Source organism: Sphingomonas sp. VDB2 (assembly GCF_047946695.1).
Taxonomy (GTDB): Bacteria; Pseudomonadota; Alphaproteobacteria; order Sphingomonadales; family Sphingomonadaceae; genus Sphingobium; species Sphingobium bisphenolicum.
The window spans coordinates 220,879-236,244 of the sequence record NZ_CP159616.1; the positions used below are offsets into that span (position 1 = coordinate 220,879).

A 15,366-nucleotide genomic window follows, 5' to 3' on the forward strand; every position below is an offset into this window, starting at 1 on the left:
GAGCGGCCATCGGGAGAATGGACGTGCCGGAAAATCTGTTCGATCTGAGTGGCAAGGTGGCGCTGGTCACGGGCGCCAACTCGGGCCTCGGCTTTGGCTTTGCCCGCGGCCTTGCCCGTGCCGGCAGCGACGTCATCCTCTGGGGTCGGCGCACCGACAAGAATGAAGAGGCGGCGGCGGCGTTGCGCGCATATGGGGTGCGGGTCTTCGCCGATGTCGTCGACGTGTCCAGCGAGCCTGCGATCGTCGCCGGCTTCGCCCGTGCGCTCGATGCCATGGGCCGGGTCGACACGGTCGTCGCCAATGCCGGCATCGCCAGTCGGGTGCCGTTCACGGATATGGACGTCGCCACCTATCGCAAGCTGATCGACGTCAATCTCGACGGCGCCGTCTTCACCCTGCGGGAGGGCGCGCGGCACATGAAGGCCCGTGCGGAAGCCGGCGACCCGGGTGGTTCGCTGATTATCTGCGGCAGCGGCTCGATCTTCCAGGGCGTGCCGACCATGGCCCATTACGGCATCGCCAAGGGCGCGCTCAACGCCCTCGCCAAGGCGCTGGCGGCCGAACTGGGCCCGATCGGCGTGCGTTGCAACGTCATCGCGCCGGGTTTCATCGAAACCGAAATGACATTTGCCGATCCGGAGGTCGGCAGGATGATCGCGGACGTGGTCGCCGCGAAGGCTCCGCTCGGGCGGGCGGGCAAGCCGGCCGACCTGGAGGGCGCCGTCGTCTATCTCGCGAGCGATATGGCGGCCTACCATACCGGCGACACGCTGGTCGTGGACGGGGGAAAGATGTCCGCCAACTGACCGAGCGGCAGGTGCCGCGCTGGGCATTTACGGCCTGACTGTCGATTTTAGCAGGAGATACGCATGTTCGCCCGGCCCAACAGCCATCATTGTCAGGTCGCCTATGTCACCAACGATCTCGACGCGGCGATGGCCGCGCTCAAGGACGCCTATGACACGCCCGGCTTCTTCGAATTGTCGAACATCCAGCCCGGCGAAGACCCGACCGGCAAGCCGGTGCTGAAGATCGCGCTGGCGGTGGTCGGCGGCGTCGAGGTCGAACTGATCGAACCGGTGGGCGACACGGCCCCCTTGTTCAGCGATTCTCTGCCCGAGGGCGACGAGCTGGCCATTCGCTTTCATCATGTCGCGACCCGGATAGACGGACCGCTAGAGCATTGGGACGCCCATGTCGCATCGCTCGACCTGACCCGGCACCCGGTCGTGTTCGAAGGCGCGCTGGGCGACGCGCTGCGCTATATCTACACCGACGAACGCGCGACGCTGGGCCATTATGTCGAGCACGTCTGGATGGCGCCCGACCTTCTGGCGCAGATGCGCGCCGTCGTTCCCGCCTATCCGCCCGTAAAGGACTGACTGCATGACCATAGCCCTGTCCCGCCTCAATTTCCGCGACATAGGCGGCCTGCCGACCGTGGGGGGTGGACAGGTCCGCTCCGGCATCCTGTTCCGGTCCGAAGGCCCGGCCAGTTTCTTCGAGGATCATCATGCGGAACTGTCGGACCTGGGCTTTCGCTCGGTGGCGGACCTTCGATCGACGATCGAAAGGGACGCGGCGCCGCATGGCTGGTGCGGCCCGGACTGCCGGATGCTCGACCTTGACATGAACACCGACCTGCGCGCGCAGGGGGAGGACATGTGGCTCTCGCTCGGTCGCGAGCCGACCGCCGCGCGCGCCGTCGCGGTGATGTCGCATAATTACGGCCTCATGCCGCAGGCCTTTCTGCCGCATCTGTCGCGGATGGTCGATGCGCTGCTGGCGCAGGACACGCCGATGCTGGTCCATTGCACCGCCGGTAAGGACCGGACTGGCGTCGTCGTCGCCCTGTTCCTCGACTTGCTCGCCGTGCCGCGTCCCGCGATCATGGAAGATTATCACAAGTCCGACATATTCGGCCAGAATCTGCGCGTGTCGGGGCATCTCAAGCGCGATCTGCAAAAGACCTTCGGCTTCGTGCCGCCCGACGACATGGTGGCCATCCTGATCGGCGTGCAGGATGATTTCCTCCTGAGCGCGCTCGCTATGGTCGCGACGCGCTGGGGCGGCATCGAGGGCTATTTCGAGGCGGCAGGCATCGACGCGGAACGGCGTGCTGCGCTGAAACAATTGCTTGCCACAGACTAGGCGGGAAATCTGCGCGGGCGTGTCCGCCACCCTGGCCGGGCTTCTGCTGCCGGGCGGGATCGCCGGGGCGTCCGCCGTCAACCGGAAGAAAATGGTGGAGAATGAGATGAGCGACAACGGCATTTTCGAATGGGAAGAGCTGCTCGACCAGCTTCGCCCGCTGGGCCAGTTGATGCGCGACCGTATCCCGGAAAGGCTGCGCAGCGACCCGCGCGTCATGCAGGAATCGATGCGGCTGCTGCTGTCGGGCGTGCTGCGGACCACTAACGACGCGATCATGCATGATCGCAGTCACCCGATCTTCGTCCCCGAACTCAATATCTGCCAGAATATCTTTCAGCCCAATGCCGACACCATCTACAAGGCGGCGCTGATCGAAAAGGGCGGCACGTATCGCATTAGGGGCGATCGCGGCACGACGCGGATGATGATCCTGGCCCAGCTCGGCCCGGACACGCTGCGCACCGGCCAGCATCATCCCGCGCAGGACGCCAATGATTTCAACGATCTGCATATCGGTGCCGACGGGGCCTTCGATGTCATCCTCTCGCCGACCCGGCCCGCCGGCTATGAGGGCGACTGGTGGGAACTGAAACCCGCGACCGAGAAGCTGATGATCCGCATCGTCGCCTGCGATTGGGGCGTCGAGCGGGAGCCGCGCTTCGGCATCGTGCGCCTGGACGCCGATCACGCCGCCAAAGGGCGCCCCACGCTGGCGCAACTGGCGCATCGTTTCGCCGAAATTCCCGCAACGGCGACCGTCTGTGCGCTGGCCTTCCCTGACAAGGTGCAGAAGCTGCGCGACGAAGGGCTGGTCAATACGCTCAAGGTCGTCGACTTCTCTCAGATGACGGGTCTTGCCCGGCAGTCCTATTATGAGGGTGCCTATGAACTGGCGGATGACGAGGCGCTGATTACCGAGGTGCAGATACCGAAGGAAGTCGACTACTGGTCGCTGATCCTGACCAACGAACTCTATGAGACGACCGACTGGTATCACAACCAGTCCAGCCTCAATGCGGCGCAGGCCGTGCTCGATGGCGATGGTTATTTCCGCGCCGTCATTTCCGCGCGCGATCCGGGCGTTCACAACTGGCTCGACACGTCGGGCTATGCCAGCGGCGCGGTGCAGGGGCGCTGGTTCAACACCGACGAGCGGCCAACCCCGACGATGAAGAAGGTCAAGCTGGCCGACGTGCGCAGCCATCTGCCCGCCGACACCGTGCTGGTGACACCGGACGCGCGCGCGCAGGCGATCCGCGAACGCACTCTGCGCGCGCACACGCGCATCATCTGGTGACGGAGGGAACGATGAGCGACGAACTGGCCAGGCTGCTCGACTATGAGGCGATCCGCAACGTGAAGGCGCGCTATTGCCGCTTTCTCGACACCAAGGACTGGGATGGCTTTCTCTCTCTGTTCACGCCGGATGCGGTGCTGGACGTCCAGGAGGATACCGGCAATCCTCCGATGAGCGGGCACGCCGCCATATTGGAACAGGTGCGCTCCGCGGTCATCGATGCGCGCTCGGCGCATCAGATCCACTCGTCGGAGATCGACCTGCGCGGCGACGAGGCGGAGATGATCACGGCGATGCAGGACCGGGTCGTCTGGGCGCCGGGCAAATGCCCTATCCCCGGCGGCCAGTCGATCACCGGTTTCGGCCACTATACCGAACGCTATGTGCGCCGGGACGGGCAGTGGAAAATCGCCGCGCTCAAGCTCACGCGCCTCTATGTCGAAGTGCATCCCGGACCTGTCGTTTGACAGGTTGCCAATGGTCCTCCCAACGGCAATGCAGTGGCATATATTTGAGAGGATATGGGAATGACGGAAGCGGTGGAACCGGGCGCACAGGCACTTTTCGACAAGTTCGGCACCTATATTCTGCCCGGCCGCGTCAACGATCCGCGTCGCGGCATAGACGAAGCGAAGGAGGCAGAGCGCATCGGCCTTGGCTGCGTGTGGATTTCCGAACGCTATGCGCTGAAGGAACCGGCGGTGCTGGCGGGCGCTGTGGCCGAGGCTACGTCGAAGATCCGCATCACCGGCACTATGTACGCGACGATGCGCCATCCGCTCGTCACCGCCAGCGTCGCCGACATGATGCAGGCGATGAGCGGGGAGCGGTTCCGCCTGATGTTCGCGCGGGCGGTGCCGGCCTATATGAAAATGCTCGGTTCGCCGCCGATCACCATGGAGCGACTGGCCGACCTGATCTCGATCTGCCGACGCCTCTGGGCGGGCGAGAAGGTCGATTATGAGGGCGTGCTGGGCAAATTCCCCGCCATAAGCCTGACCGATCGCCATGGCGGCACGCCCCCGCCGATCATTTTCACCGCGATCGGGCCCAAGAGCCTGGAATTTGCCGGCGAACATTGCGATGGCGTGCTGCTGCATCCCTTCGTGTCGGCGCAGGGGGTGAAGAACAGCGCGAAGATCGTCCGTGACGCGGCGGAAAAGGCCGGGCGCGATCCCATGTCCGTGCGCATCTATCACAACATCATCGTGGCTCCGGACCTGCCCAAGGAGGAGGAAGAGGCCGTCGTCGGCGGCCGCGCCATCACCTATTTCGAACTGCCCGGCTTTGGCGACCTGATCGTCGACATCAACGGCTGGGACAAGAAGGTGCTGGAGGATATCCGCGCTCATCCCAAGATTGCAGGCCTCAACGGCAAGCCGGCTGATCAGGCCTATACGCGGCAGGAACTGGTCGATGTCAGTCGCCTCATTCCGCAGCAATGGCTGGACGAGGGCGCTGCGGTAGGAACCGCGGCCCAATGCGCCGACCAGTTGATGGCCTTTCTGAACGCCGGCGCCGATGAAATCCTGCTTCACGGCTCGTCGCCCAAGGATATGGGGCCGCTCACCACCGAACTGAAGCGCGCTCTGGCGGGGAAGGGGCTGTAAATCATGGAATTGTTGACCCCCGATCGCATCACCGTCCAGTTGCAGGACTGGCTGGCGGCCGAAAAGCCCGACTGGCGCGACATCCGCGTTCGTCCGCTCGATGTGACGCTGGGCGCGGGCTTTTCTGCCGACATCTTCTTCGTCGACGTCGATTATGTCGATCCGGCTGGTCCCCAGAGCCAGACGCTCGTGGTCCGCCGTCAGCCGATGGATCTGGAAGTGGTGTTCGGCAGCAGTCTCGCGCTGCAAGGCAAGATGATGGCGGCGCTCGATGCGCGCGGCGATCTGCCCGTCCCGCCATGGATCGGCATGCATCTCGATCCCGATATTCTCGGCCTGCCTTTCCTCGTGATGGGCAAGGTGGAAGGGGAATGCGCCAAGCAGAAGCCCAACTATAATGTCGAAGGCTGGCTGGTCGAGATGACCCCGGCGCAGCGGCGGCAAAGCTTCACGAACGCCATCAACGCCTTTGCCAGCCTGGCGACGATCGACTGGCGCGATGGCTTTGACTTTCTCGCTCAGCCGGAAAATGGGCGACCGGGTCTGGATCAATATGTCGGCGCGCTCGAAGCGTGGCACAAGGCGGCCGGACGGGGTCGCGCGATGCCCATCGTGGATGCAGCCATGGCCTATGTGCGCGCCAACATGCCGACCGATGCGGGGGTGAATGTGCTGTGGGGCGATCCCACGCCGTCGAACGTGATGTTTTCCGCCGACGGCCAGGTCAACGCGCTGATCGACTGGGAACTTGCGGCGCTGGGACCGACGGAGCTTGACCTCGCCTGGTGGCTCTATTTCGACGATTTGTTCGGCCGCCGCTTCGGCATCACCCGGCTGGAAGGCCTGCCGAGCAAGGACGAGACGATCGCTATCTGGGAAGCTGCGAGCGGCCAGAAGGCCGGACATCTCGACTATTATGACATCGTCGCGGCGCTCCGGATGGCGCTCGTGGCCGTGGGCGCTTTCGACCGACAGGTCGGCATCGGCAATATCCCTGCCACCAACAAATCGCTCAACGACAATTTCATGACCCTCTATCTGGCGGAAAAGCTGGGGTTGCCCATCCCTGAACTCGGACCCGATTTCGTGGCCTTCATGAAGAATCTGACGCCGGTGGAAGACAAGGCGGCCTGAAGCGGCACGCACCGTGCAAAAATGCATTGCTCGCTTGACCAACGCCTCATCCAATAAATATACAGTGTGGAATAATAAAATGGAGAGGTGAGTCATGCGACATCGGACGGTCGAGGGGCATCGATGAACGGCGCTGTCGCAGAGCGCGTGCCGCTTGCCGCCGATGCGCTGATCGCGGAGGCGCGCGCCGCGACCGGACTGTCGGACTTCGGGCCGGACCTGTCCTTCATGACCGGCTTTCGTCGCCTGGTCGACGCGGTCGAAGCGATGGACCCGCCCGCCCAGTTGCGCGAGACCGCGCATCACAAGATCGTCGGCCTGCTCGCGACCCGGCTGCGCTTTGCCGAAGACGAACGGCTGCATCCGGACATCGTCGCGCAGGCTGTGGGCGACCCGTTGATCGTCTGCGGCCTGCCGCGCACCGGGACGACCATCACTTACGACCTGCTCTGCCTCGATCCGGCTGCCCGCGCGCCGCGCGAATGGGAGTGGTATATCCCCTGGCCGGCCCCGGAAGAGGCGAGTTTCGACAGCGATCCGCGCATCGCGCAGGTGCAGGCCATCTATGAAAACTGGCTGAAGCACGCGCCGCAACTGGCCGATATCCAGCGTATGGACTGCACCCAGCCAGGCGAGTGCAACCATGGCATGATGCTGCATTTCGCCAGTACCAATTTCCCGGCGGAACTGGGCGTTCCCGCCTTCGCCCGCTGGTTGCAGGACGTCGTGCCGGAAGGGCAATATCGCACGCACAAACGGATGCTCCAGCATTTCCAGTGGAAAGGGCCCAAGGGCCGCTGGACGCTGAAATCGCCGCAGCATCTCATGGATCTGCCGGGTCTGGTGGAGGCCTATCCGGGCGCGATGCTGGTGTGGACGCATCGCGACCCGGTGCTGACCCTGTCTTCGCTGTCCAGCATGATCGCCGGCTTCCTGGCGGCTGTGGGCGGCGCCAATGATCTGAAGGCGATCGGCCGGTCCGTGGTCGATACCTGGTGTGCTGGGATGGCTCGAGCAACCCAGGCGCGCGCAAGTGATCCGGCGATCGAGGACCGCATCCTCGACCTCGCCCATCGCGATATCGTCGTCGATCCGATGGCGACGATCGGGCGCATCTACGACCGCTTCGGCCTGCCCTTCACCGATGCGCATCGCGCCCGCATCGCCGCCTTCCTGACCGACAATCCCGCCGCCAGCCGCCTCGGCAAGCACCGGCACAGCCCCGACCAGTTCGGCATCGATCCGGGCGAGGTGCATGAACGGCTCGCCGGCTATTATGCGCGCTACGGCCATCTGTTCGACCGCGCCTGACCCCGATCTTTGGGAGTATCCAGCATGAGTGTTCTCGATCGTTTCCGCCTGGACGGGCGCACCGCCATCCTGACCGGGGTAGGGCCGGGCGTGGGCGAACATGTCGCCAGGGCCTATGCCGAACTGGGGGCCAATGTGGTTCTCTCCGCCCGCTCGCAGGACCGGCTCGACCGGATCGCGGCAGAGATCAATGCGGCCGGTGGCGGCCGGGCGATCGCCATCGCCGCCGATGCGGGCGAGAAGGCCGATCTGGAACGGCTGGTGGCGGGCGCGCGCGAAGCCTTCGGTCCGATCCATATCCTGTTCAACAATGCGGCGGCGGGCGTGGTCTATGCCGCCGATGGCGGGCTCTGGGCGAACACGGACGAGGTCTGGAAGACGGCGATGGACGTCAACGTCATGGCGACCTGGCGCCTGACCGAATTGACCGAGGCCGATATGAAGGCACATGGCAAGGGCAGCATCATTTCGGTCCAGAGCTGCGGTGGCTTCACGCCGATCCCGCCTGCCGTCGCCTATGGCGTGTCGAAGGCGGCGCTGCTCTTCCTGGTGCGTGAGTTGGCCAAGACGCAGGCGCCGCACACGCGGATCAACTGCCTGTGTGTCGGATCGATGAGCCCGGACGGGCGGGAGGCCGATATCCACAAGGGGTTGGGCCTCGCCGAGCGCAACGCGATCAAGCGCTTCGGCGCGGCGGACGAGGCGGTTGGGGCGGCGATATTGCTGGCGGGAGACGGCTCCAGCTACACGACCGGCAGCACCATCTTCACCGAAGGTGGCCGGGTGGGGACGATTTCATGACCCCTAACCCCCTCTGGACCGACGATCAGGCGGCGGCGGAAAAGCTGGCGCTGCGCCTGATCGAACGGGCCGACATCCGTACCGCGCGCGAAGAAGCGCGCCGCCTGCTGCTCGCCGACCCGATCGCGGGCACGCTCGATGGAAGGCTGGGGCTGGATCGGGCGCTCGATCAGTGGGTGCTGGGCCTCGCCATGCGCGAAGCTAATGGCGATCCCGCCGATCCTAGGGTCGTCTGGAATATCAGCAACGCCCCGCGGCGCTGGTTCGGCCATATCTATGCGGGCGCGGCGGTCGCGATCGACAATCCCGATAATTTCAACCGCGAAATTCCGATCGATGGCGATGGGCATTATGCCGTCGATATCCGTTTTTCCGCCGATCCGCCGCAGTTCAGCATCGTTGCCGAGGTCGAGCCGCCGCATCATGCGGGACTTGGCCGCAATCTGGGCGCGTTGACACTCCAGCAGCTTGCGCCCTTCTGCGACGCCGACGGGCGGGTGACGGTGACGGTCGGCCCGCAAGAGGGCGGCGCGACCCATTTGCGGACCGAACCGGGCGCACGGATTCAGGTTTATACCCGCGACAGCCAGCGCGACTGGCGTCAGGTGCCGGCGCAGGTCGGCGTCCGTCGCCTCGATCCGCCAGCCGACCCGCGCCCACGCGACGAGGAGGATATCGCCCGCACCGTCATTACCGACCTGCCGGCCTGGGTCGCCTTCTGGTCTGGGTTCAAGAATGATTTTCTCGGTCATCCCGAACCCAACCGGCTGATCGGACCCAATGGCCGCGATGGGGGCTGGGGCTATCTGGCCGGCGGCCGCTTCGCCCTGGGGGAAGGGCAGGGGCTGCTGCTGACGATCGATCCGGCGGGCAGCTATTATACCGGCATCCAGATCGCCGATCCGTGGACCATCTCGCCCGATCCGATGCTGCGTCTGGTGAGCCTCAACAGCGCCCAGGTCACGCCAGCGGCCGACGGCACGATCAGCTATGTGGTGGCGGGCGTCGATCCGGGCGTGGCCAACTGGATCGACACGGCGGGCCTTGAAGAAGGCTGGGTGTTGCTGCGCTGGCAGGGCGTACCCGAAGGCGCCGATCCCGCCCGCTTCATCCGCGACGTACGCGTCGTCGATCTGGCCGCCATTGACCGCGACGTGGACGCAACTGTTCCGCGGATCGATCTCGCCGCGCGCGGACAGCAGTTGCGCGACCGCGCCCGCCTGCATGGCCTGCGAACCCATGCCGCGACCTGGGGAGACGCATGATGCAGCCCAAGGGCTCGATACTGGAATTGTGCCAGGTGGTGCGTGACATGGAACGCGCCCTGGATCACTGGACGCGGGTGATGGGCGCGGGGCCGTTTTTCGTCTTCGACGTGCCCGTGCTGCCGGGTCAGATCTATCGTGGCGAACCGACGCAGGTAGCGATGAAGGTCGCCTTCGGCTTTTCCGGCGGATTGCTGATCGAACTGCTTCAGCAGACCAACGATGGTCCTTCGGTCTTCACCGAAATGCTCGACCGTCATGGCGACGGCTATCATCATGTCATGCTGCGCATCCCTTATGATGAGGGTGTGGAGCGGCTGTTCGGCGAAGGCTATGCCATGGCCTTCAGCGGCCAGATGCCGTCTGGCGAACGTTTCGCGCTGTTCGACACCCGTGCAGGGAATGGCGGCTATGTCGAACTGATGGAGATTTCGCCCGCGATGGAGGCGTCGCTCAGCCGGATGCACGCTGCCCATCGCGCCTGGGACGGGATCGACCGCCCCGTCCGGTCCATCGCAGACCTCGGCTGAGTCTGAAGCTCAGGCCGTGCCCGCGACGGCGCGGATTGCGCTCAGCAACATGTCGGTCGCGCGGGTGAAGGCGGCTTCCACCACATCGCGCTGCATCGCCAGCCGGTCGTCATTGTCGGTCAGGCTTTCCGCAACCACGACATTGCCCAGCACGATGACGGAAAAGATCACCAGCATTTCGTCACTTTGCGGTTGCGTCAGCCCGGCCTCGGCCAGCGCCGCGAAGATGGCGCGGCGGATCGCCAGCGCATTGGGCTGCTCAAGCCGGTTGGCACTGCGCGACAGAATGAAGGCGGCGGAGCCTGGGAAATCCCGATAAGCCATATGCACCGCGCGGGCGATGCTGCGCAGGCGGCTTTCCCAGTCGGGCGCCGATAGATCAGGCATCCGGCCGCGCAGGATTTCGTCGGTCAGCAGACCGAGCATTTCCTCCTTGTCACGGACATGATGGTAGAGCAATCGCGGCGACACGCCCAGACGCCGTGCGACCGGGCGGATATTGAGCGCCTCGATCCCGCCCGACCGCGCCATGTCCAGCAGCGTCGCGACCAGTCGCGCGCGATCAAGCGCCGGCCCTTCGCACTGCGGCGGCCGGCCGCGCCGCGAAATCCGTGCAGGCGGTTGCTGATCTGCCCTCATGCGTCCGCTTTAAGCGCAGGATCGGCACTGGTCCATGCCCCACAGTCCTGCAAGACCGTGGGGCAAGGGATTACAGCTTCTTCAGTTCGGCATTCGACAGACTGGTCGTCACGCCCTTCTCACCCGCGCTCAGCGTGGCGGCGGGAATGGCGATGAACTTGCCGCGATAGATGACGCGAACGGCGGACACCGCTCCGTCGGCCGCGGTGACGACGCGATCGACCTTGCCGATCTTGGTCCCGTCGGCGGAGTAGATCGCCTCGTTGCGATCCACCGCAGGCGCCTGGGCAAACGCAGGCGCGGTCAGGCCCAGAGCAGTGAGCGCGATGATGATCGTCTTCATATGCTGAAATTCCTTTGTCGAAGATGGCGATCTGTTGGCGCAGTCCCTAGATGGTTTCAAGAGAAAACCGATACACATAGAAAAGAATCTGTTCTATCTGTCCTATATGCAGAATGAAAACAGCCGGATGGCGGTGGGAGGGGCGATGAAGGGCGGAGAGGGGTTTCGGCCGCGAGATAGATGGTTCCTGCTGCTGCTGGGCGCGATCTACATGTTCAATTTCATCGATCGCACGATCATCGCCGTGGTTGGCGAAGCGATTCGCCACGACCTGCGCCTGAGTGATCTCCAGCTCGGTATGCTCGGTGGGCTCGCCTTCTCGATCTTCTATGCCGTACTGGGTATCCCGCTGGCGCGACTCGCCGAGCGCTACAGCCGGGTGCGGATCATCGCCATGGTGACCATGCTTTGGTCGCTGATGACGGCGCTGTCCGGTGCGGCGGGAAGTTATGTCCAGCTCCTGCTCTGCCGCATGGGTGTCGGCGTCGGCGAAGCAGGCTTCACCCCGGCGCTCGTTTCGATGATTTCCGACCGGTTCGATGCCGGGCGCCGCGCGGTCGTCTTTTCGCTGATTGCGATGGGGGTGCCGCTGGGCGGCGCCATCGCCGCGATTGCGGGCGGCGCGGTGGCGCAGGCATTCGGCTGGCGGCTTGCGCTCGTGGCGGTTGGCGTACCCGGCCTGTTGCTGGCGCTGCTGCTGCTTGCGACCATTCCCGAACCTGAACGGAAAGATGCCGGGCAGAGTGCGGATACGCCCCCCTTCGCCATGGTGCTGCGGCGGCTCGCCCGTTCGCCTTCCTTCCTGCACCTGACCTTCGGCAGCGGCTTCGTCGGGCTGGTGGGGTTCGGTACCAACCTGTTCCTCATTCCGTTGCTGGTCCGCCGCTTCGATCTCCCGCTGGCGCAGGCGGGTCTGGTGTTCGCGCTGTCGTTCAGTCTCGCAACGATGGTGGGACAAGTCAGCGGCGGCTATCTGATCGGACGGCTGATCCGGCGGGACATACGCTGGGGTGGCTGGGCGCCCGCGATCGCGGTGGGGCTGGCTCTGCCCCTCTATCTGCTGGCGATCCATCAATCGGACTGGCGGTGGCTGGTCGCCTTTCTCTTCGTCGCGACAACATTGCTCTATGCGTTTACGCCCGCGATCATGACCATCACGCAGTCGCTGGTTGAACCCCGTATGCGGGCGTCCGCCGCCGCGCTTCACTCCTTCGGCCAGACCGTCGCCGGGCTGGGGCTGGGATCGGTGGTGCTGGGCTATCTCAGTGATCGCCTCGCTGTCTTTCTCTACAAGGGCAATTATGCCGCCGACTGCCTCGTTTCGGGCCAGGCATTGCCGCCCGCCGCCTGTCTCTCGGCGGCGGCGAGCGGTCTGCAACTGAGTATGCAATTGTCGGCATTCGTGCTCCTGATCGCAGTCCTCCATTATAGCTTGGCTGCCAAAAATCTGCCGCTGGAGGCAAATGCATCGTGAAGGACGGTAAAGCTGTCGCGGTTCGGCCACGCAGCGCCGGACGGGATGACGCCGCGGCCCAGGCTATGCCACCCTTGCGGCCTGGCTATGACAGGACCGCGAGCAAGCGGCGGAAAGGATGATGAGGATGGGAAGAGCAGGGGTTATCGGCCTGGGGCAGATCGGCGCGGGCGTCGCCATATGCCTTGCGCGGACACAGCAATTGGCTGCGGTCTACGACATTCGCGCCGATGCCGCCGACGCGCTGGAGGGCGTGCCGCCCGTCGTCGCCAATCCGGCGGAACTGGCTGCGCAGTCCGACGTCGTCATTATCGCCGTCGTCAACGCAAAGCAGACGATCGATGTGCTGTCAGGCCCCGACGGCGTGCTTGCGCGCGCGCGGTCGGGCATGATCGTGGTGCTGGTGGCGACCGTCTCGATCGAGGATCTGGACGCCATTCGCGCCCTGACCGACGCGGCGGGCGTGGAACTGGTGGATTGCGGCGTGACGGGTGGCCCCAAATCCCGCGAACACGGCCTCGTCTGCCTCGTCGGCGGTACGGATGAAACCGTTGCGAAGGTGCGCCCGGTTCTGGACGGCTTCGCCAAGCTGGTGGCGCATATGGGTGGCCCCGGCGCGGGCATGGCGGCGAAGATCGCCCGCAACGTCATCGTCTTCGGCTGCCTGCGCGCCGGTTATGAAGCGTCCGTATTGTGCCGCAATGCCGGGGTGGATGTTCGCCAGCTTGCGCATGTGATCGACGCCAGTTCGGACAGCGTGGGTGGCCCGCTGATGCTGGCGGTGCGCGACGATCCCTCGTCCAGCGAGCAGGAAGCGGCAGTGCGTGAATATACCCGCGGCCTGATGGTCAAGGATCTGGATGCCGCCATCGATCTGGCGCGCAGCTACGGCATCGCGCTGCCCTTGGTCGAATTGACGCGCCGAACCGATCAGACGGTCGTGGGCCTGGAAAATGTAATGGGAGAAAAGGCATGAGCATCGACGAAGCGCAGTGGCAGAAGGGACTGGAAGTCTTCGACAAGGTTTACGGACCGGGATCGTCGGAAATGACCCTCCCTTATCGCGAATCGTCCTTCAACCAGGAAATCGTGGGCAACCAGTTCGCCAATCTGTGGGCGAGCGACATCTTCTCGATGCGGGAGAAGCGCCTGCTGGTTCTGGGCGCCACGGCCATGCTGGGCCGCGCCGATCTCGTCGAGATCCAGATGAACGGCGCGCTCATCAACGACGAATTCACCGACGAGGAGCTGGATTTCCTGCCGCTCTTCGTGCTCTTCTACGCCGGGGCTGGCAATACCACCACCGTATTTCGGGGGATCGAAGCCGCCAAGGCGCGACGCAAGGAACGCAACGCCGCGAAGTGATGGGGCGTGCAGGATGAAGGGCGGCCTGGTCGAAAGACCGGGCCGCCCTTTTCTTATGCTTCGCCGCTACCCCCGGCGCGCCGGATCGCCCGCGACGCCAGCAGCAGCAATATGCCCCCGGCGAATGTGAACAGCATGGCGGTGCCGATTCCCCAGGCGACGCCGGCCGTACCCCCGACAAAGTCGCTGACCACGCCGATCAGATAGGTGCCCGCGCCCACGCCGATCAGGTTCGCGCCCAACTGCACCAGCGATACCGCCAGGCCCCGCAGGCGCGGCCCGGCGATCGTCACGATGACGGCATAGATCGGGCCGTTATAGGACGCGCTGAGGAAGCCGCAGGCCATCAGCAGCGCCAGCATCAGATCGACGTCGTGGAACAGAACCGTGCCCACCCCGGTCACGGCCGTCAGCAAGGGGATCACCGCGCCGAACAGCGATGTCCTTGCCGGATCGAAGCCGCCCCGTCGCCGGTTGACGAGATCGATCACCCACCCCGCGAGGAATCCGCCCAGAGAACCAAGGCCGCCATAGGCGATGGCGATGAGGATGCCCGCCTTCGCGATGGGCATACCGTGGACCCGGATCAGGAAAGTGGTGAGCCATGTGCTCATGCCGTAGATGCCCGCCGCGATCAGGACGATGGCGAAGATGCAGTATAGCAGTCCCGGCCGCGCCGCGAGCAGGCGGATGCGTTGCAGCAGCGTCAGCGTTTCTTCCTGCTGCGGGGCCGGCCCGTCATGCGCGCCGCGCACGGGTTCCCTGACCGTGAGCAGCAGCAGCGGCGCCAGCAGCAGCCCCGGCACGCCGGCGGCGACGAAGGCCCAGCGCCACCCTGCGCTCTGCACGATCGCGCCGCCCACGATGAACGCGATGGCGAGGCCGATGCCTGAACTCAGATACCAGATGCCGATGGCGGTCGCGCGCCGGTCTTCACCGAAATAGTCGCTCAGCAGAGACATGCCGGTCGGGGATCCTCCTGCTTCCGCGGTCCCCACGGCGGCGCGGCCGATGACCAACGTCCAGAACCCTGTCGCCAGGCTGCACAAGGCGGTCGCGCCGCTCCACAGCGTCAACGCGGCCGCCATCAGGTTGCGGCGGTTCCAGCTATCCACGGCCACGCCGAAGGGCAGGGCGGCGAGCGCGAAGAATATGCCGTAGGCGAAACCCGCCAATATCCCCAACTGTCCGTCCGAAAGTGCAAATTCATGCCCGACCGGCGCCAGCACAAGTCCGATGATGGCGCGATCAATGCCATGGCAGGTCTGCGCCAGCGTCAATATCCCCAGCACATACCAGGGATAATGGCCGATGGCGGCTGGTTTGTCCGAGAGCGCTCTCATGGCGTCCGCGGCTGCAAGAGCGGTGCGATGGACATTGAGCGCCTCCTGTTTGTGGGTATCGAACCGGGCGCATGGCGAATGTCTCGCCTATGGTCCC

General features: G+C 64.8%; 17 protein-coding genes. 14 read left to right on the forward strand and 3 right to left on the reverse strand.

What is annotated here, in order from left to right; all coding sequences use genetic code 11:
• The first annotated feature begins 17 nt into the window (after positions 1-17).
• The 11 genes from ABT375_RS19550 (at position 18) to ABT375_RS19600 (ending at position 10,105) form a co-directional block, all read left to right on the forward strand.
• On the forward strand, positions 18-809 hold the full coding sequence (locus ABT375_RS19550) for an SDR family NAD(P)-dependent oxidoreductase (protein ID WP_416465635.1): 792 nt from the start codon (positions 18-20) through the stop codon (positions 807-809).
• 63 nt (positions 810-872) lie between these two features.
• Positions 873-1,385 (forward strand): VOC family protein, encoded by a 513-nt coding sequence (locus ABT375_RS19555; protein ID WP_416465637.1) that lies wholly within the window; start codon positions 873-875, stop codon positions 1,383-1,385.
• 4 nt (positions 1,386-1,389) lie between these two features.
• Entirely contained in the window at positions 1,390-2,154 is a 765-nt protein-coding gene (locus ABT375_RS19560; RefSeq protein ID WP_416465638.1) for a tyrosine-protein phosphatase, read from the forward strand.
• A gap of 19 nt (positions 2,155-2,173) precedes the next feature.
• Positions 2,174-3,454, forward strand: coding sequence for a DUF1214 domain-containing protein (locus ABT375_RS19565; protein WP_416465640.1), 1,281 nt, complete (start codon positions 2,174-2,176; stop codon positions 3,452-3,454).
• An 11-nt stretch (positions 3,455-3,465) separates the two neighbouring features.
• The gene (locus ABT375_RS19570) at positions 3,466-3,921 is read left to right on the forward strand and encodes a nuclear transport factor 2 family protein (RefSeq protein WP_261937232.1); all 456 of its coding nucleotides are present in this window, start codon (positions 3,466-3,468) and stop codon (positions 3,919-3,921) included.
• Between the two features lie 60 nt (positions 3,922-3,981).
• Positions 3,982-5,064 carry a TIGR03857 family LLM class F420-dependent oxidoreductase gene (locus tag ABT375_RS19575; protein WP_416465643.1) on the forward strand — a complete coding sequence of 361 codons (1,083 nt, stop codon included), beginning with the start codon at positions 3,982-3,984 and terminating at the stop codon, positions 5,062-5,064.
• A 3-nt stretch (positions 5,065-5,067) separates the two neighbouring features.
• Positions 5,068-6,198, forward strand: a complete 1,131-nt coding sequence (locus ABT375_RS19580) for a phosphotransferase family protein (RefSeq protein ID WP_416465646.1) — start codon at positions 5,068-5,070, stop codon at positions 6,196-6,198.
• A gap of 123 nt (positions 6,199-6,321) precedes the next feature.
• Positions 6,322-7,509, forward strand: coding sequence for a sulfotransferase family protein (locus tag ABT375_RS19585; RefSeq protein WP_261937235.1), 1,188 nt, complete (start codon positions 6,322-6,324; stop codon positions 7,507-7,509).
• A gap of 24 nt (positions 7,510-7,533) precedes the next feature.
• Positions 7,534-8,310 (forward strand): SDR family NAD(P)-dependent oxidoreductase, encoded by a 777-nt coding sequence (locus tag ABT375_RS19590; protein ID WP_261937236.1) that lies wholly within the window; start codon positions 7,534-7,536, stop codon positions 8,308-8,310.
• A complete protein-coding gene (locus ABT375_RS19595) occupies positions 8,307-9,575 on the forward strand; it encodes a hypothetical protein (RefSeq protein WP_416465649.1) in 1,269 nt (422 codons plus the stop codon). The genes ABT375_RS19590 and ABT375_RS19595 overlap by 4 nt, the downstream gene beginning before the upstream one ends.
• Positions 9,572-10,105 (forward strand): VOC family protein, encoded by a 534-nt coding sequence (locus ABT375_RS19600; RefSeq protein ID WP_416465652.1) that lies wholly within the window; start codon positions 9,572-9,574, stop codon positions 10,103-10,105. Before ABT375_RS19595 ends, ABT375_RS19600 begins: the two co-directional genes overlap by 4 nt.
• A 9-nt stretch (positions 10,106-10,114) precedes the next feature.
• On the opposite strand, the gene ABT375_RS19605 is transcribed toward ABT375_RS19600, so the two are convergent.
• Both ABT375_RS19605 and ABT375_RS19610 read right to left on the reverse strand, forming a co-directional pair.
• The gene (locus ABT375_RS19605; protein WP_416465655.1) at positions 10,115-10,744 is read right to left on the reverse strand and encodes a TetR/AcrR family transcriptional regulator; all 630 of its coding nucleotides are present in this window, start codon (positions 10,742-10,744) and stop codon (positions 10,115-10,117) included.
• 70 nt (positions 10,745-10,814) lie between these two features.
• Entirely contained in the window at positions 10,815-11,087 is a 273-nt protein-coding gene (locus ABT375_RS19610; RefSeq protein WP_261937240.1) for a PRC-barrel domain-containing protein, read from the reverse strand.
• A gap of 127 nt (positions 11,088-11,214) precedes the next feature.
• Here ABT375_RS19610 and ABT375_RS19615 point away from each other — a divergent pair, with 127 nt between their 5' ends.
• The 3 genes from ABT375_RS19615 (at position 11,215) to ABT375_RS19625 (ending at position 13,926) form a co-directional block, all read left to right on the forward strand.
• Positions 11,215-12,561: a spinster family MFS transporter gene (locus tag ABT375_RS19615; protein ID WP_416465658.1), complete on the forward strand. Its 1,347-nt coding sequence runs from the start codon at positions 11,215-11,217 to the stop codon at positions 12,559-12,561.
• Positions 12,562-12,688: 127 nt separating this feature from the next.
• Positions 12,689-13,537 (forward strand): NAD(P)-dependent oxidoreductase, encoded by an 849-nt coding sequence (locus ABT375_RS19620; RefSeq protein WP_416465660.1) that lies wholly within the window; start codon positions 12,689-12,691, stop codon positions 13,535-13,537.
• Positions 13,534-13,926, forward strand: a complete 393-nt coding sequence (locus tag ABT375_RS19625) for a carboxymuconolactone decarboxylase family protein (protein WP_416465662.1) — start codon at positions 13,534-13,536, stop codon at positions 13,924-13,926. The genes ABT375_RS19620 and ABT375_RS19625 overlap by 4 nt, the downstream gene beginning before the upstream one ends.
• 53 nt (positions 13,927-13,979) lie before the next feature.
• Here ABT375_RS19625 and ABT375_RS19630 read toward each other — a convergent pair whose 3' ends face one another.
• Complete coding sequence (locus ABT375_RS19630) at positions 13,980-15,269, reverse strand: MFS transporter (RefSeq protein ID WP_261937244.1); 1,290 nt, start codon at positions 15,267-15,269, stop codon at positions 13,980-13,982.
• Positions 15,270-15,366: the final 97 nt, after the last annotated feature.